This is a genomic window from Pseudomonas sp. Irchel 3E19 (assembly GCF_900187585.1).
GTDB classification, from domain to species: Bacteria; Pseudomonadota; Gammaproteobacteria; order Pseudomonadales; family Pseudomonadaceae; genus Aquipseudomonas; species Aquipseudomonas baetica.
Genome location: NZ_FYDT01000001.1, coordinates 119,260 through 136,662, shown reverse-complemented (window position 1 = coordinate 136,662; position 17,403 = coordinate 119,260). Strand labels below are relative to the sequence as shown.

At 59.6% G+C, this 17,403-nt stretch carries 16 protein-coding genes; 11 read left to right on the top strand and 5 right to left on the bottom strand.

Going from position 1 to position 17,403, the window contains the following annotated elements:
• Positions 1–34 precede the first annotated feature (34 nt).
• Together coaD and CKW18_RS00635 are read left to right on the top strand one after the other, a co-directional pair.
• Positions 35–514, top strand: coding sequence for a pantetheine-phosphate adenylyltransferase (coaD, locus tag CKW18_RS00640; protein ID WP_003229157.1), 480 nt, complete (start codon positions 35–37; stop codon positions 512–514).
• 102 nt (positions 515–616) lie between these two features.
• Positions 617–868, top strand: a complete 252-nt coding sequence (locus CKW18_RS00635; protein ID WP_003195146.1) for a YfhL family 4Fe-4S dicluster ferredoxin — start codon at positions 617–619, stop codon at positions 866–868.
• Positions 869–995: 127 nt separating this feature from the next.
• Here CKW18_RS00635 and CKW18_RS00630 read toward each other — a convergent pair whose 3' ends face one another.
• From CKW18_RS00630 to CKW18_RS00620, 3 genes are all read right to left on the bottom strand, one after another.
• A complete protein-coding gene (locus CKW18_RS00630; RefSeq protein ID WP_095186970.1) occupies positions 996–1,319 on the bottom strand; it encodes a multidrug transporter in 324 nt (107 codons plus the stop codon).
• 68 nt (positions 1,320–1,387) lie between these two features.
• Positions 1,388–2,200 (bottom strand): bifunctional DNA-formamidopyrimidine glycosylase/DNA-(apurinic or apyrimidinic site) lyase, encoded by an 813-nt coding sequence (gene mutM / locus CKW18_RS00625; protein ID WP_095186969.1) that lies wholly within the window; start codon positions 2,198–2,200, stop codon positions 1,388–1,390.
• A gap of 12 nt (positions 2,201–2,212) precedes the next feature.
• Positions 2,213–3,025, bottom strand: coding sequence for an HDOD domain-containing protein (locus CKW18_RS00620; RefSeq protein ID WP_170947197.1), 813 nt, complete (start codon positions 3,023–3,025; stop codon positions 2,213–2,215).
• A gap of 228 nt (positions 3,026–3,253) precedes the next feature.
• Between CKW18_RS00620 and CKW18_RS00615 the strand changes: the two genes are divergently transcribed.
• The 6 genes from CKW18_RS00615 to ilvD all read left to right on the top strand — a co-directional run bounded on the left by CKW18_RS00615 (position 3,254) and on the right by ilvD (position 10,980).
• Complete coding sequence (locus CKW18_RS00615) at positions 3,254–3,793, top strand: type 1 glutamine amidotransferase domain-containing protein (protein ID WP_095186967.1); 540 nt, start codon at positions 3,254–3,256, stop codon at positions 3,791–3,793.
• Positions 3,794–3,957: 164 nt separating this feature from the next.
• A complete protein-coding gene (locus CKW18_RS00610) occupies positions 3,958–5,154 on the top strand; it encodes a class I SAM-dependent rRNA methyltransferase (RefSeq protein WP_095186966.1) in 1,197 nt (398 codons plus the stop codon).
• A 451-nt stretch (positions 5,155–5,605) separates the two neighbouring features.
• Positions 5,606–6,673 carry a SagB family peptide dehydrogenase gene (locus CKW18_RS00605; protein WP_095186965.1) on the top strand — a complete coding sequence of 356 codons (1,068 nt, stop codon included), beginning with the start codon at positions 5,606–5,608 and terminating at the stop codon, positions 6,671–6,673.
• Positions 6,670–7,647 (top strand): diiron oxygenase, encoded by a 978-nt coding sequence (locus tag CKW18_RS00600; RefSeq protein WP_095186964.1) that lies wholly within the window; start codon positions 6,670–6,672, stop codon positions 7,645–7,647. Before CKW18_RS00605 ends, CKW18_RS00600 begins: the two co-directional genes overlap by 4 nt.
• Positions 7,640–8,872 (top strand): MFS transporter, encoded by a 1,233-nt coding sequence (locus tag CKW18_RS00595; RefSeq protein ID WP_095186963.1) that lies wholly within the window; start codon positions 7,640–7,642, stop codon positions 8,870–8,872. Before CKW18_RS00600 ends, CKW18_RS00595 begins: the two co-directional genes overlap by 8 nt.
• Positions 8,873–9,138: 266 nt before the next feature.
• Positions 9,139–10,980 carry a dihydroxy-acid dehydratase gene (gene ilvD / locus CKW18_RS00590; RefSeq protein WP_095186962.1) on the top strand — a complete coding sequence of 614 codons (1,842 nt, stop codon included), beginning with the start codon at positions 9,139–9,141 and terminating at the stop codon, positions 10,978–10,980.
• Between the two features lie 192 nt (positions 10,981–11,172).
• Here the strand turns inward: ilvD and CKW18_RS00585 are convergent, their stop codons facing one another.
• The gene (locus CKW18_RS00585) at positions 11,173–12,234 is read right to left on the bottom strand and encodes a phosphorylcholine phosphatase (RefSeq protein WP_095186961.1); all 1,062 of its coding nucleotides are present in this window, start codon (positions 12,232–12,234) and stop codon (positions 11,173–11,175) included.
• A 241-nt stretch (positions 12,235–12,475) separates the two neighbouring features.
• Here CKW18_RS00585 and CKW18_RS00580 point away from each other — a divergent pair, with 241 nt between their 5' ends.
• Entirely contained in the window at positions 12,476–13,867 is a 1,392-nt protein-coding gene (locus CKW18_RS00580) for an L-cystine transporter (protein ID WP_095186960.1), read from the top strand.
• Between the two features lie 116 nt (positions 13,868–13,983).
• Here the strand turns inward: CKW18_RS00580 and CKW18_RS00575 are convergent, their stop codons facing one another.
• Positions 13,984–14,496 (bottom strand): dihydrofolate reductase, encoded by a 513-nt coding sequence (locus tag CKW18_RS00575; protein WP_095186959.1) that lies wholly within the window; start codon positions 14,494–14,496, stop codon positions 13,984–13,986.
• An 85-nt stretch (positions 14,497–14,581) separates the two neighbouring features.
• On the opposite strand from CKW18_RS00575, the gene CKW18_RS00570 reads away from it, so the two are divergent.
• Positions 14,582–15,961: a DUF2868 domain-containing protein gene (locus CKW18_RS00570; protein WP_095186958.1), complete on the top strand. Its 1,380-nt coding sequence runs from the start codon at positions 14,582–14,584 to the stop codon at positions 15,959–15,961.
• A complete protein-coding gene (locus CKW18_RS00565) occupies positions 15,954–17,330 on the top strand; it encodes a GTPase/DUF3482 domain-containing protein (protein WP_095186957.1) in 1,377 nt (458 codons plus the stop codon). The genes CKW18_RS00570 and CKW18_RS00565 overlap by 8 nt, the downstream gene beginning before the upstream one ends.
• Positions 17,331–17,403 lie beyond the last annotated feature (73 nt).

Genomic DNA, 17,403 nt, shown 5'->3' with positions numbered 1-17,403 from the left:
CGACTCCCCAACGGACTCCCGCCAGGACGACGCGATGAACCGAGTGTTGTACCCAGGTACCTTCGACCCTATTACCAAGGGCCATGGCGATCTGGTCGAACGCGCCTCGCGCCTGTTCGATCACGTGATCATTGCGGTCGCCGCCAGCCCGAAGAAAAATCCGCTGTTCCCGCTGGAACAACGGGTTGAACTGGCTCGCGAGGTCACCAAACACCTGCCGAACGTGGAAGTGGTCGGCTTCTCGACGCTGCTGGCGCATTTTGCCAAAGAGCAGAACGCCAACGTGTTCCTGCGTGGTCTGCGCGCGGTGTCGGATTTCGAATACGAATTCCAGCTGGCCAACATGAACCGCCAGTTGGCCCCGGATGTGGAGAGCCTGTTTCTCACCCCTTCCGAGCGTTATTCGTTCATTTCCTCGACGTTGGTCCGCGAAATCGCTGCCTTGGGTGGCGATATCAGCAAGTTCGTCCACCCGGCCGTGGCCGACGCGTTGACCCTGCGCTTCAAGAAGTAACGACCGTTCAAACGGCGCCCGCGTGCACTGCGGGCGCCAATGCGGCACAATTGCGCGCATTGATTTATAGCGCCCGGGCCTGCCGCCCCGGCTGGAGTTAGCATGTCCCTGATCATCACCGACGATTGCATCAACTGCGACGTCTGCGAACCCGAGTGCCCGAACGCCGCCATTTCCCAGGGCGAAGAGATCTATGTGATCGACCCGAACCTGTGCACCCAGTGTGTCGGCCACTACGACGAACCGCAGTGCCAGCAGGTCTGCCCGGTGGATTGCATCCCGCTGGACGAAGCTCATCCGGAGACTGAAGAACAGTTGATGGAGAAGTACCGCAAGATTACCGGCAAGGCCTGAGTTCTTCAGCGCCCGCTTGGCCCTCTTCGCGAGCAGGCTCGCTCCCACAGTTGGAATGCATTTCAAACTGTGGGAGCGGGCTTGCTCGCGAAAGGGCCATCAGCAACACTGCACAATCCTGATCAGCTCATTCGCGCTGCTCAAACCCTTCCCCTATACACCCCAGACACCGCACAAACGCCGCCTTCGCCGGATCAACCACCAGCGCCTGCCCCGCATCACCAATCCCGCCGCCTAGCGCGGTAAACGGCAGCGACACCACAAATGCCCCTGCACCGATCACCGTTGCCACAACCAGCAAAGGTCGGGCAATCAGCAAGTCGCCAAGCATGGCGTAGGCCGGTGGATTCTGAATGGTGTAACGCGGATCACCGCTGCCGCTTTCCGTGGCGTGAACAGCCAGGCTGGAACACAGCAGCAGGGTGACGAAGAGGGCTTGCAAGGATTTCATGGCACGATCCTTCGGGCTGAACAGTGAGACACCTCACTATAGACCGTAGGACTTTTTCGCCCTTTGCCTCAGGTCTGACAGCGCGGGCAGAACACACTGGCACGCTGACCGAGCTTCACTTCGCGCAGCCCCGTACCGCAGACCTTGCAGTGTTCACCGCCACGGCCATAGACAAACAACTCCTGCTGGAAATACCCCGGCTGCCCGTCACCGCCGATGAAATCACGCAACGTGGTGCCGCCACGCTCGATGGCGGCGGCAAGAATGCGTTTGATCTCGATCGCCAGTTTCAGATAACGCCCCCGGGAAATGCCCCCGGCCTCGCGGCGTGGATCGATGCCAGCGGCGAACAGCGCTTCGGTCGCATAGATATTGCCGACCCCGACCACCACTGCGTTGTCCATGATGAACGGTTTGACCGCCATCGAACGCCCGCGCGACAGCTGAAACAACCGTTCCCCGTCGAACAGATCGGTCAACGGCTCCGGCCCGAGACGTATCAGCAATTCGTGATTGAGCGGATCGGTACTCCATAGCATCGCGCCGAAACGTCGAGGATCGGTATAGCGCAGAGCCAAACCCGACTCCAGTTCGATATCGACATGCTCATGCTTGAGCGCCGGCAACCCGACCTCCACCAGACGCAGATTGCCCGACATGCCCAAATGGCTGATGAGCGTACCGACTTCGGCATTGATCAACAGATACTTGGCCCGCCGCTCGACCAGCACGATGCGCTGCCCGGACAGGCGCACATCGAGATCTTCGGGGATCGGCCAGCGCAACCGGCGGTCACGCACAATCACCCGGCTGACACGCTGGCCTTCCAGGTGCGGGGCAATGCCCCGGCGGGTGGTTTCGACTTCCGGCAGTTCAGGCATGGCGTCCTCGAATCAATGCGCGCCGAGGTCGCGGATCGTCTGTTTCAGGGTTTCGAAATCGTAATCCGACAAACCGACGTAATCGAGGATCTGCGGGCCGATGCTGTTCCACTCGTAGTCTTCGGTCTGATTGCCCAGCACGCGGTAGGACGCGCAAATGTGCTCGGCCATCTTGAGGATCGCCAGCAGGTTTTTCATCTGACTGTTGCGCGACGACTCGTCGTTGAAGATCGCCAGGGCGTTGTGGTGATTGGCGATGGCCGTGCTGACATGCTCCGGCAGACGCCAGGATTTGGCGGTGTAATAACCGACCACGGCGTGGTTGGTGTTGAACTCGGCGTTTTCCGTGTCCACCACCCGACATTCAGGGCTGGCATTGGCGTAGGCCTTTTCCAGCACCGACATGTAGTTGGGGAAACGTTGCAGCATCAACGGCACACCGCAATCGTGGAACAGGCCCAAGGCGTAGGCTTCATCGCCCGCCTGAGTACCAATGCGCTTGGCCAGGGTCAGGCAAGTCATCGCCACGTCCTGGGCGGTGTCCCAGAAACGGTTGAGGGTAACGATGGTGTCGTCGTTCATCTCGCCCTTGATCGACTGCGCGTTGATCAGGTTGATGATTGAGCGGCTGCCCAACAGATTCACCGCGCGCTGGATCGAGGTGATTTTGTTGCTAAGGCCGTAATACGGCGAGTTGACGATTTTCAGCAACGAGCCGGACAGGCCGGGATCCTGGGCAATCAGCTTGGCGATCACCTCCAGGTCCGGGTCGGGCATGTACTGCTCCATTTGCAGATCCACCATGATCTGCGGCTGCGCAGGCACGCTGATGCCTTGCAGGGATTGTTGAATCTGTTCGGTGGTCAGCTCTTGGGACATAAGTACACGCTCTGGGACAGGCGGCGATTCTAACCTCTAAAAACCGCGAGACGACACACCAGTGGGCAATTGTCAGGAACTTTCATCCAAGACGAGGCTTCGGACTCTGTAATAGCCGACGGACTGTTTCGGTCCGCAGCGCCAGCAAATTCCCATAGTCTCAGGAGCTTATCCATGGCCACGTCCCTCAATGGCAAGCGCGTCGCTTTTTTGGTAACCGATGGTTTCGAACAGGTCGAATTGACCGGGCCCAGGCAGGCCCTGGAACAGGCCGGTGCCCAAGTCGACATCCTTTCGGCCGAAGAAGGCACGGTCAAAGGGTGGAACCACGACAAACCGGCGGATGATTTCAAGGTCGACCAGACTTTCCAGGCCGCCAGCAGCGAACAATATGACGCCATCGTGCTACCAGGCGGCGTACAGAACTCCGACACCATTCGCATCGATCAGGATGCCCAGCATCTGGTCAAGACCGGTACTTCCGCCGGCAAACCGATTGCAGTGATCTGCCATGGCGGGTGGCTGCTGATCTCGGCTGGGCTGGTCAATGGCAAAAAAATGACCAGTTACAAAACCCTCAAGGATGATCTGGTCAATGCCGGTGCCAACTGGGTCGACCAGGAAGTGGTCAGGGACGGTCACTTGATCAGCAGCCGTCAGCCGGATGATATTCCGGCGTTCAGTCGTGAATTGATCGACGCTCTGTCGGCATAGCCTTCGCGACCGCTTTGGCGAGCAGGCTCGCTCCTCCATTTGAAACAAATTTTCAGTGTGAGAGCGAGCTTGCTCGCAAAGGGGCCATCAGCGTTTCATCGCACGCCAAACCCGACACAAGTCGCAACACGGTATACTCCCGCTCTTTTTTCCGGAGCGACGTCATGTCCCTGCCTAGCTTGCGCCTCAAAGCCAACGCCGACCGTCGCCTGCGCGCCGGTCACCTGTGGGTCTACAGCAACGAAATCGACGTGGCCGCCACGCCACTGCAAGGCTTCAATGCCGGCGATCAGGCGATTCTCGAAGCAGCCGGTAGCAAGCCGCTGGGCATCGTGGCGATGAGCCCGAACAACCTGATCTGCGCCCGCCTGTTGTCGCGCGACACCAAGGTCGTGCTGGACAAATCGCTGCTGGTGCATCGCCTGAACGTCGCCCTGTCCCTGCGCGAGCGCCTGTTCGACAAGCCGTTCTATCGTCTGGTCTACGGCGATTCCGACCTGCTGCCAGGTCTGGTGGTCGATCGTTTCGGCGACATCCTCGTGGTACAGATCGCCTCGGCAACCATGGAAGCGCATAAAGACGACGTGATCGCCGCGCTGACCCAAGTGCTCAAACCAAGCGGCATTCTGTTCAAGAACGACTCCGCTGCCCGTGACGCCGAAGGCCTTAACCGCTACGTCGAAACCGTATTCGGCCTGGTGCCGGAGTGGGTGGCGCTGGAAGAGAACGGCGTGAAGTTCGAAGCACCGGTCATTCAGGGTCAGAAAACCGGCTGGTTCTACGATCACCGCATGAACCGCGCACGCCTGGCGCCTTACGCCAAAGGCAAACGCGTGCTCGACCTCTATAGCTACATTGGTGGCTGGGGCGTGCAGGCTGCCGCATTCGGCGCCAGCGAAGTGTTCTGCGTCGATGCCTCGGCCTTCGCCCTCGACGGTGTGGAACGCAACGCTGCACTGAACGGCTTCGCCGACAAGATGACCTGCATCGAAGGCGACGTTTTCGAAGCCCTGAAAGAGCTGAAGGCCAGCGAAGAACGCTTCGACGTGATCGTGGCCGACCCGCCAGCGTTCATCAAGCGCAAGAAAGACATGAAAAACGGTGAAGGCGCCTACCGTCGCCTGAACGAGCAAGCCATGCGCCTGCTCAACAAGGACGGTATCCTGGTCAGCGCTTCGTGCTCGATGCACCTTCCGGAAGATGATCTGCAGAACATCCTGCTGACCAGCGCCCGTCACCTGGATCGCAACATCCAGCTGCTGGAGCGTGGCGGCCAGGGCCCGGATCACCCGGTACACCCGGCAATCGCCGAAACCCGCTATATCAAGAGCATCACCTGCCGCCTGCTGCCCAACAGCTGATTGGCCAATTGACGGGGAGCCCAACGGCTCCCCGTTTGCTTTGTGCAAACCCTGTTTGTCGCTTTGAACATCCCCCCAATATTATATTTTCCTACACCCATCTTTCCACCGAAGATGTAGGAAACTTCCTCACGCCTTTAATTTATCAAACTTCCTCTCACACACCAATAATAGCCCAAAGATCAGTCCGACAAAATTACTGGAATATTCCTACTTAATATCCGCTTGCCAAAAACCCATTACAAACTATTATTAATTTGTCACCACGAGGTGGCACTCATCATTAAAAACGAACAAGGAGTTCACAATGAAAGTTATCTCTATGGAAACAAACAAAATCGCAAACCTGGCTTTTCTGGTAGCGCCTAAAGCCCGCTAAGCAAGTCTAGACGCCGGGGAGTGCCGGCAACCCGGCGTCTTTACGAACTTCAACCAGAGTGAAACATCAAACATGCACATCAATCCCTATTTATTCATATTGCCGCGCACGCCTGCACAAATTATCTGGAACTACAAAGATCATATCCAGCACGAACTTGATCTGGATTTTTCATTACGCCTCAGCCAACTCATCCACGACCCCGATCTATTCGACAGTCGCAACACTATAGACATACAACTAATGAATGCGGGAATACTTACCGTTTCAAAAGTAGACACTATGGAATGGGGCTGGGACGAACTCTCAAAGATTTATCACATCGGCACACGAAACATTCCCTGCGAGCATGTTCCGCAAGATAGTCACGAGTGGTCCAGACAATACCTGGAGCACTGCAATCAGGTTCTGGCCATCACCCCGCCCAAGGCCGACCGCGCGCTCGACATCGCCACCCGACGCATTGCCTTGCCCGCCCCTTGCGCGCCCAATGACGACAGCCTGAACCGAGCCCTGCATCAACGGAAAACCTGCCGCACCTTCACCGGAGCCGCGATCGCGCTCGACGACGTCAGCACGTTGCTGCACCTGTCTTTCGGCTACCTGCATACACGCGAGACCACTCAAGACAATATTGCCGCAGGTCTCGGCGCGCGCCGCAGCAGCCCTTCCGGGGGCGGCCTGAACGCCTGCGAATGCTTTCTGCTGGCGCAAAACATCGAAGGTCTGGAACCTGGCATCTATGCCTACCATCCCGCCGAACATGCCTTGAGCCTGGTGAATCCCTGGCCGCAGTGTCCATTGGGACAAGTGCTGGCAGGACAGCATTTCATCAACAACTTGCCGTTGGGATTATTCATCACCGCCCGGTTCGACAGGCTCTGGTGGAAATACGAACATTCGCGCGCCTACCGGATGGCCTTTATCGAAGCGGGCCACCTTTCGCAATCGTTCCAGCTGGTGGCTACGGCACTGGGCCTCAATACCTGGCTGACCGGGGCATTCGACGACGATCAGGTGCAATCACTGCTCAAGATAGAAGGCGCGGAACAACCGTTGTTTTTCGTCGGCTGCGGCGAAAGTGACGGGCAGGCGATGTGCCAGGAAATGCACGACCTGCTGAACGAGGTACAGCCATGAGCACGCTCACCGGCGAGCAGGATCAAGTCCCTGTGTCCTGGGCCCTGCGATTTACCCTTGGCGACTGGAACAGCCATGCCTCGGTGCGCGTCAGTCAGGATGACTACCAATTGCCCGAGGATGTGCAGCAACAACTGGAAACCCGCTACTGGTTTCCCCCGGCTTTTCTGCCCTACCTGTCGCACCCTGCCATCGAGGCAGAAGGCAGGGCCGTCCTGCATCGTCTGACAGCCAATCATCTGGTGCACTTTCTCGACTACACCACGCTGCTCGAACATCGCATCGTCAACCGCGCCGTCGAAACCATCATTCATGGCGAATTACCCGCTTTCGTCCCTCCCCGGATGAAAAACGCCGCCCTGCAGCTGTACACGGACGAGGGTTATCACGCGCTGTTTTCCCATCGTCTGGCAGAACAGATCGCCGCACTTTACGGCATCGCCGAACGCCCGGTAATGCCGCTACGAATTACCCGATTCAACGCCTTGATTGCCCGCACCAGTGCCAGCAACCGCCCGCTTGCATGGTTTCTGCTGGGTTTCGTTTCGGAAACCATCATTGCCCGGGAACTGCTGGATGTCTGCCGCGAAAGCCTGGTCAGCAGCGTCAACGACATGTTGCGTGATCATCTGACCGACGAGGCCCGCCATAGCCGCTATTTTGCAGAGGTCTTCCACTATCTGTGGCTGACGCTGAACAGCCGCCAACGAACATTCAGCGCAAAAACACTGCTGGAGATCATCACCCTCTTCTTTGAAGTTGATGAGCGCTGGCTGCAAAAGAGCCTGCATGGCGCCGGTATTGGCGAAACGGCGGTCAGGGAGATTCTCGACAGCTTGACCCATCGGCAAGCCAGCTGTCAGCGAGCGAAAAACGGTGCAACAGCAACGCTGGATGCGCTGAGAAAAGCCGGATTCTTTGCCTTGCCCAATAATCAGAAACTTTTTGCCAAGGCAGGATTGATCGATGGCTAACGGACAACCTGTGGTAACCGCCCGAGAACGACGCGGGGCTGTGAGTCTGCTGCTGGCGATGGTTCTTCTGGGCGTATTCCCACTGGATGTTCTGCTGCCCTCGTTTCCGGCGCTGGCCGGGCACTTTCGCAGCACCCCGACGGACATCGCCCTGTCCATCAGCCTGTTCGCCGTAGGCGTGGCATTTGCTCAATTATTGATCGGACCGCTTTCCGATCTGATCGGGCGCAAAGGCTTGTTGCTCGCCGGCATGAGTGTCTCGATGCTCGGTGCCGTCGGCTGTGTGCTGAGCAACGATTACACGTTGTTTCTGCTGTTCCGGATTCTGCAGGCATTGGGTTGCGGCTGCTTCGTGCTGTCCCAGGCGCTGGTTCAGGATCTGTTCGAGGGTAAAGAGCGTGATCGCTTGCGCATTCTGATGGTCACGGCCAGCGGGATTTTCATCTCCGTATCGCCGTTGGCCGGCACCTTTTTGCAGGCCAGCCTTGGCTGGCGTGGCAGCTTCTGGGTGTTCACCGCACTGGCCGCCGTCGTAATGTTCAAAGCCTGGCTGTTTCTGGAAAACACACGACCACTGACCAAGGGCAACGCGACCGGTTTCCTCAAGGGCTACCGACGAGTGTTCGCAGACTTTGACTTCGTCGGCTATTGGCTGATTTCAGCCTTCGCGTTTGCCTGTCACTTCTCGTTCATCGTGACTTCACCACTGATCTTCATGGACCAACTGCAAATGACGGCCTATGACTTCTCGCTGATTCTGCTGATTTACGGCGCAGCCTATATTGTCGGCGGAATCGTTGCGGCGGTGTTGAGCCGCAGGATGACCCCGGACCATCAAATCATTGCTGGCCTGAGCCTGATCCTGCTGTCAGGGCTGATGCTGCTTTACCTGTCATCGAACTTCGCACTGTCGGCGGCGACAGTGCTGATGCCGATGCTGATCTGCACCGCTGGCACAACCATCACCCGCCCGGCAGCGACCTCCCGCGCCATGGACCTGTTCCCGGAGATTGCGGGTACTTCGGCATCGGCTGGCAGCACGATCATTTTCATCTGCGGTGGTTTGATCAGTGCCTTGATCAGTCTGAGCCCGGCCAATCTGCAATCTACGCTCGGGTACAGCTTTGTGCTGCTCAGCGGCGTGGCGCTGGCGGTCAACCGCCAAATCAGCCGTCGTGCCAGTCTCCTTCTGGCCAATGCCACTGCACAGCCGGAAAGCGAATAATCTGCCGGTCGTCATCCCACACGCACCGTCGGCACTGGAACAACACTTTGCGCCATTCCCTCCAGACGCCAGCGGTGTAGAATCGCCAGATTCATCGCCATTCATCCCCCGGCGGGTTTATGAGCTCAGGCTGAGGCAAGCGGCGATCCCGCAAAGCCATCGGCAACTTTAGGACACACGGCCATTTCTGAGTGTTCCAGACGTCAATAGAAGCTCTCTCCCCTTTTGCACCTGATTAGTAAGTGATTAGCCGCCCGGAGTGCTCCATGCCAGATTACCGTTCGAAAACATCCACCCACGGCCGCAACATGGCCGGCGCCCGCGCACTGTGGCGCGCCACCGGGATGAAAGATGACGATTTCAAGAAGCCGATCATCGCCATTGCCAACTCCTTCACCCAGTTCGTTCCGGGCCACGTGCACCTGAAAGACCTCGGTCAACTGGTTGCCCGTGAAATCGAACGCGCCGGTGGCGTGGCCAAGGAATTCAACACCATCGCCGTGGATGATGGCATCGCCATGGGTCACGACGGCATGCTCTATTCGCTGCCGAGCCGCGAGATCATCGCCGACTCCGTCGAATACATGGTCAACGCCCACTGCGCCGACGCCATCGTGTGCATCTCCAACTGCGACAAGATCACCCCGGGCATGCTGATGGCTGCCTTGCGCCTGAACATTCCGGTGATCTTCGTTTCCGGCGGTCCGATGGAAGCCGGCAAGACCAAACTCGCGTCCCACGGCCTCGACCTCGTCGACGCCATGGTGATCGCCGCCGACTCCAGCGCTTCTGACGAGAAAGTCGCTGAATACGAGCGCAGCGCCTGCCCGACCTGCGGTTCGTGCTCCGGCATGTTCACCGCCAACTCGATGAACTGCCTGACCGAAGCCCTCGGCCTCGCACTGCCGGGCAACGGTTCGACGCTCGCCACCCACAGCGACCGTGAACAGCTGTTCCTGCAGGCCGGCCGCACCATCGTCGAGCTGTGCAAGCGCTACTACGGCGAGAACGACGAATCGGTTCTGCCGCGCAACATCGCCAACTTCAAGGCGTTCGAGAACGCGATGATGCTCGACATCGCCATGGGCGGTTCGACCAACACCATCCTGCACTTGCTGGCTGCCGCCCAGGAAGCCGAGATCGATTTCGACCTGCGCGACATCGACCGCCTCTCGCGCAGCGTTCCACAGCTGTGCAAGGTTGCGCCGAACATCCAGAAGTACCACATGGAAGACGTGCACCGCGCTGGCGGCATCTTCAGCATCCTCGGTTCGCTGGCCCGTGGCGGCCTGCTGCACACCGACCTGCCGACCGTGCATAGCCGCAGCATGGAAGAAGCCATCGCCAAGTGGGACATCACCCAGACCACCGATGAAGCGGTGCACCACTTCTTCAAGGCAGGCCCTGCCGGTATTCCGACCCAGACCGCGTTCAGCCAGTCGACTCGCTGGGAAACCCTGGATGACGACCGTGAAAACGGCTGCATCCGCAGCTTCGAGCACGCCTATTCGCAAGAAGGTGGCCTGGCTGTGCTCTACGGCAACATCGCCCTCGATGGCTGTGTGGTGAAAACCGCCGGTGTCGACGAGTCGATCCACGTCTTCGAAGGCAACGCGAAGATCTTCGAAAGCCAGGACAGCGCCGTACGCGGCATCCTCGCCGACGAAGTGAAGGCGGGTGACATCGTCATCATTCGCTACGAAGGCCCGAAAGGCGGCCCGGGCATGCAGGAAATGCTTTACCCGACCTCGTACCTGAAATCCAAAGGCCTGGGCAAGGATTGCGCCCTGCTCACGGATGGTCGCTTCTCCGGCGGTACCTCGGGCCTGTCGATCGGCCACGCTTCGCCAGAGGCTGCGGCCGGCGGCGCAATCGGTCTGGTGCAGGACGGCGACAAAGTGCTGATCGACATTCCGAACCGCTCGATCAACCTGTTGGTCAGCGACGAAGAACTGGCTGCACGCCGCGCCGAGCAGGACAAAAAAGGCTGGAAACCGGTTGAAGTGCGTCCACGCAAAGTGACCACCGCACTGAAGGCCTACGCCCTGCTGGCGACCAGTGCCGACAAGGGTGCTGTGCGTAACAAGGCGATGCTCGACGGGCTGTAAACCTTAAGCGTCGAATAAAAAAATGCCCCGCCTGAGTGCGGGGCATTTTTGTGTCTGACCGAAATCCCAAAGTCACGGCAGATCAAACTGTGGGAGCGAGCCTGCTCGCGAATACGGTATGTCAGAAACAGAGATGGTGACTGACACTACGCTTTCGCGAGCAGGCTCGCTCCCACACTGGCCCTGTGTCTGTTACTGGATTTCCTCAGGCTTGACGATCACCCAGTTCTTGTCCGCCGTCACCGGCAACCCTTCCTTGGCCTGCGCTGCCGCATGCTTGGCCATCATGCCGTTGAGCTGAGTCATGTATTTGTCCTTGCGGTTGATCCACAAATGAATGCCGCCCTTGGCCACATCCACATCGTGGAACAGCATATAGCCGTCACTGGTTGGGGTGTCGCCACCGACCAGTACCGGTTTTTTCCACTCGTCGATGTAGGTCAGGATCGCCGCATGCTTACCGGCCATCCAGGTCGCCGGGGTCCACAGGTATGGCGTCAGTTCGAGGCCAAGGTTGGCCTTCTCGTCATATTTGCCAGCGGTGATCTGCTTGCGTGCGGTGGTCAGCTCATTGGTCTCGCGATTCTTGAGTAGCAGACTCACGCCGATGACATTTTGCGGTTTGACGTTGTAGCCGTACTTCGGATCGGCCGCGACCATGCGCACCAGTTCTTCAGAGGCCGCGGTCATCACGTAGACCTCGATGCCGTTCTCCATCAGCTTGTTGTAGAGCTCTTGCTGGCCGGTGAAGATCTTCGGCGGATTGACGTCGAGCTTCTTGACCACATCGCCTTCGTAATAGGTTGCCGGCACCGGTTTGCCCGAGGCCATCAGCTCATCGACGTAGCCTTTGAGTTCCTTGAGGGTGAACCCGGAGAACACCTGCGCCACCCACGGGTAGCAGACCATGTCGTCGACTTCGCAGAGGCGATAGTAGTAACTGAACAGGCTTTCCTTGTGGTCAGCGGTGTCCTTGAACGGCATCAGTTTCAGCGAGGGATCGAGCTTGTCGCGGGTGATCAGGCCCTTGTTTTCCATGAACGGCAGCAAGGATTCTTCAAGGTCGTAGCGGTAACTGGTGTTGTCCATGTCGAACACCGCGTAGTTACCCTTGTTGGCGTTGGCAGCGATCATCGCGTCCAGTGCCTTGGCCTGATCGGCCGGCCAGTGTTTGAGGTCAGTGGCGAAAGCCTGACCGGCCAGGCCCAAACCTACCGTCAGTGCGACAGCCAGAAATTTCGGTGCAAATTTCATCGATGCTTTCTCCCTGAGCTAAAGACATCGACGCTAACAAATAAGTGTGACAGCCCTCGTCTGTCAGCGACCGTCCGCGTCCCCATCGCGCCAGATGCATTCCCCAAAGCGACACCGGCTTATTCCAAAAGCGACTATCACCATACGTTTTTGGTATTAATTCATTGGAAATCAAACTGTTAGGCTTGCCGGTTCGCAGCAGCCCCGGAAGGCTGTTGGCAAAGTCTTTTCTGGAGTTCTCATGAATCTACCGCTGATTCTCAACCTGCTGGTGTTCCTCGCCCTGCTCTTCGGTCTGGCGCAAACCCGCCACACCTCGTGGAGCCTGGCGAAAAAAGTCCTGCTCGCGCTGGTGTTGGGCGTAGCGTTCGGCGTGGCCCTGCACACCGTTTACGGTGCCGGCAACCCGGTGCTGAAAGCCTCGATCGGCTGGTTCGATCTGGTCGGCAACGGTTACGTGCAGTTGCTGCAAATGATCGTCATCCCGCTGGTGTTCGCTTCGATCCTCAGCGCCGTGGCGCGTCTGCACAACGCGTCGTCGCTGGGCAAAATCAGCTTCCTGACCATCGGCACGCTGCTGTTCACCACCGCGATTGCGGCGCTGATCGGTATAGGCCTGACCAATCTGTTCGGCCTCACCGCAGAAGGTCTGGTCGCCGGCACCCAGGAAATGGCCCGCCTGCAAACCATTCAGAGTGACTACGCCGGCAAGGTTGCCGACCTGAATGTGCCGCAGCTACTGCTGTCGTTCATCCCGCAAAACCCTTTCGCCGACCTGGCCCGGGCCAAACCGACCTCGATCATCAGCGTGGTGATCTTCGCCGCATTCCTGGGGGTTGCCGCGCTGCAACTGCTCAAGGATGACGTCGAGAAAGGTCAAAAAGTGATCAACGCCATCGACACCCTGCAAGCCTGGGTGATGCGCCTGGTGCGCCTGGTGATGAAGCTGACCCCGTACGGCGTGCTGGCGCTGATGACCAAAGTGGTCGCCGGCTCCAACCTGCAAGACATCATCAAGCTCGGCAGTTTCGTGGTGGTGTCGTACCTCGGTCTGGGCCTGATGTTTGTTGTACACGGCTTGCTGGTGTCGGCGGCCGGGATCAACCCGCTGCGTTTCTTCCGCAAGATCTGGCCGGTGCTGACGTTCGCGTTCACCAGCCGTTCCAGCGCCGCGAGCATTCCGCTGAGCATTGAAGCGCAGACTCGTCGTCTGGGCATTCCACAATCGGTGGCCAGCTTCGCCGCTTCGTTCGGTGCGACCATCGGTCAGAACGGTTGCGCGGGTATTTACCCGGCGATGTTGGCAGTGATGGTTGCGCCGACTGTGGGCATCAACCCGCTCGATCCGCTGTGGATCGCGACGTTGGTGGCGATTGTGACGCTGAGTTCGGCCGGTGTGGCGGGCGTGGGTGGCGGTGCGACGTTTGCCGCGCTGATCGTGCTGCCGGCGATGGGCTTGCCGGTGTCGTTGGTGGCGTTGCTGATTTCGGTTGAGCCGCTGATCGACATGGGTCGTACGGCGTTGAACGTGAGTGGCGCGATCACCGCCGGTGCGATTACCAGTCAGGTGATGCAGCAGACGGATAAAGAACTGCTGGATGCCGATGAGCATGCGGAGTTGGCGCAGGCTTAAGTAGCGCCTGACAGACCGCTTTCGCGAGCAGGCTCGCTCCCACATTGGATCTGTGATCGAAACAAATCCCCTGTGGGAGCGAGCTTGCTCCGGGCGGCGTTCCGACGAAGAAGCTCTTAAGCTTTTTCCCAGACTTCGAAGTTGTACGCCGGCTTATCACCCTCAGCAGGATTCGGCACATTTGACACCAGCTTCCACTGGTTCAAATCAAATTCCGGAAACCACGCATCGCCCTCCGGGCTCAGCGCCACACGGGTCAGGTACAGACGATCCGCCTGCGCCAGCCCTTGCGCATACAACTGCGCGCCGCCAATCAGCATCAGCTCATCGACGCCCTGCGCTTTCGCCCACTCTTCGGCGCGAACCACTGCAGCCTCCAGCGACGGATAAACCTCCGCACCTTCGAGCACCAGATCGACCTGACGGCTGACCACGATGTTTAACCGGCCCGGCAGCGGACGACCGAGGGAATCCCAGGTCTTGCGACCCATGATGATCGGCTTGCCGAGCGTCGTGGCCTTGAAGTATTTGAAGTCCCCCGGCAGGTGCCAGGGCATGCTGTTGTCGACGCCGATCACACGGTTTTCACCGAGGGCTGCGATCAGGCTTAAGGGGAGTGATTTAGTCATGCCGGCGAGGATACCAGAGCCTCGCTTGACCCGATAAGCGCCACAGCGGTTATGCTCACGGCTCAATTGAGCGACGGGATGCCGCGTGACACAACTGACTCCACTGCAAAACCTCTGGTTGACCGAAACCGTGCGCCTGCGCGAAGAACACGCGGGGCCTCTGGATGATCTGGAAGCCAATCGCCTGGCCCGCGCGGCTGGCGGCGATCTGCCGAGCCGGATTCAGCGCCGTGCCTTGTGGCTGGCTGAGCGTGACGGGCTGACCAACGCACTCAAACACTGGCTGCAAGGCGCGCGTCTGGCGCTGCTGTTAATGGTGGTGCTGGCCTGCGTGACCGGCGCCGGGATGGCGTTTTCCACGCTGGGTGACGGCACGCGACCGGTGAATATTTTCTGGGCGCTGGGTACGTTGCTCGGGGTGAATCTGATTTTGCTGTTGAGTTGGGCGCTGGGACTGTTGTTCGCCGGGGAACATGGCGCCGCACTCGGCCGGCTCTGGCTTTGGCTCAGCGAAAAATTTGCCCGGGACGCCAAAGCCGCGCAGTTGCCCCCAGCGTTGCTCGTCTTGTTGCAACGGCAAAAACTCAATCGTTGGGCGATCGGCACGCTGGTCAATGGCCTGTGGCTGCTGATCATGCTCAGCGCTCTGAGCATGCTGGTGTTGATGATGGCTGCCCGGCGCTATGACTTCATTTGGGAAAGCACGCTGTTAGGCGCCGACTTCTTCGCCGCCCTGACGGATGCGTTGACGGTCATTCCGCATGCCTTGGGTTGGAGTGCGCCGCGCGTCGACATGATTCGCGTGACGCTGGACACCGACTACAACCGTGCGCTTGTTCGCCAGTGGTGGGCCATCTGGCTGGTGGGCGCGGTGCTGATCTATGGTGTCTTGCCGCGTCTGATACTGATGTTGTTCTGCCGCTGGCGCTGGAAACGGGGACGTGACCGCTTGCATCTGGACCTGAACCTGCCCGGCTACGCGCAACTGCGCGAACGCCTGATGCCGACCAGCGAACGCCTAGGCGTCACCGACGCGGCACCAGAGCATCTGCATCGGGTGGAAAGCAGCGTCAGCGAACACGCCAGCGACGGCGCATTGCTGGTGGCCATCGAACTCGACGAGCAACGCCCATGGCCGCCAGCGCTGCCGAAAAATGTCAGCAACGCCGGCATCCTCGACAGCCGCGAATCGCGCAACAAACTCCTCGAACAACTCAGTCGCTTTCCTCCGGCGCGCCTGGCGATTGCCTGTGATCCTCGGCGCTCGCCGGATCGCGGCAGCCTTGCGCTGATCGCCGAACTGGCGCGCAACGCCAGCGCCACCCGCGTCTGGCTGCTACAGGCGCCACCCGGCGAAGCGCTGGATGCTGAACGTCTCGGCGACTGGCACGTCGCGCTGCAACAACTTGAGCTGCCATTCGCCGATTGCGCGCCGTTGAACTGGCTGGAGAACGGTCATGACTGATGCCTTCAAAGCGCCGCTGAAACTCGCGGTGGTCGGCCACACCAACGTCGGCAAGACTTCGCTGCTGCGCACGCTGACTCGCGACGTTGGCTTCGGCGAAGTCTCGCATCGGCCAAGCACCACCCGGCACGTCGAAGGCGCACGTTTATCGGTGGACGGCGAGCCATTGCTCGACCTCTACGACACGCCGGGCCTGGAAGACGCCATCGCCCTGCTGGATTTTCTCGAGCGCCTGGAGCGCCCCGGCGAACGCCTCGACGGCCCCGCACGGCTGGCGCGGTTTCTCGACGGCAGCGAGGCGCGCCAGCGTTTCGAACAGGAAGCCAAAGTGCTGCGGCAACTGCTCGCCTCCGACGCTGGTTTGTATGTGATCGACGCCCGCGAACCGGTGCTGGCCAAGTACCGCGATGAACTGGAAGTGCTGGCCAGTTGCGGCAAACCGCTGCTGCCGGTGCTGAATTTTGTCAGCAGTGCCAACCACCGTGAGCCCGACTGGCGTGAGGCGTTGGCGCGATTGGGGCTGCACGCGCTGGTGCGCTTCGACAGCGTCGCACCGCCGGAGGATGGCGAGCGGCGGCTGTACGAAAGCCTCGCACTGCTGCTGGAAAATGCCCGGCCGCAACTGGAACGCCTGATTGCTGATCAGCAGGCTCAGCGCCTCGCCCGTCAGCAAAGTGCAGCGCGGTTGATCGCCGAGTTACTGATCGACTGCGCCGCGTGCCGGCGCAGTGTGGTCAGCGAGGCCGAACAGGAACAGCAAGCCATCAGCGAATTGCGCAAGGCTGTGCGTCAGCGTGAGCAGCGTTGTGTCGAAGCGTTGCTCAAGCTCTATGCGTTTCGCCCGCAAGATGCGGCGGCCAGTGACTTGCCGCTGCTCGACGGGCGCTGGGGCGATGACCTGTTCAACCCGGAAACCTTGAAGCAACTCGGTGTGCGCGTGGGCGGCGGGATCGCTGCCGGCGCGGCGGCCGGGGCTGGCGTCGATTTGCTGGTGGGCGGGATTACCCTCGGTGCTGCTGCGTTGGCCGGGGCGATTGCCGGCGGCGCCCTGCAAACGGCGCGCAGTTATGGCAGTCGTTTGCTGGGCAAGATCAAAGGGCAGCGGGAATTGACCGTGGATGACGGGGTGTTGCGGTTGTTGGCGTTGCGCCAACGGCAACTGGTATTGGCGCTGGATCAGCGTGGGCATGCGGCGATGGACAGCATTCAGGTGGCTACACCGCAGGACAAGACCTGGCGCGAGGGCAAGTTGCCCGAGGCGCTGAGCAAGGCGCGGGCGCATCCGCAGTGGTCGGCGTTGAATCCGCATGCGAAGTTGAATCAGGCGGAGCGGCAGGAGCAGATTGAGTCTTTGGCTGAAGATTTGTAGCGCCTGAGCCGGCCTCTTCGCGAGCAGGCTCGCTCCCACACTGGATCGTGGTCACAACACCAAACCTTGTGGG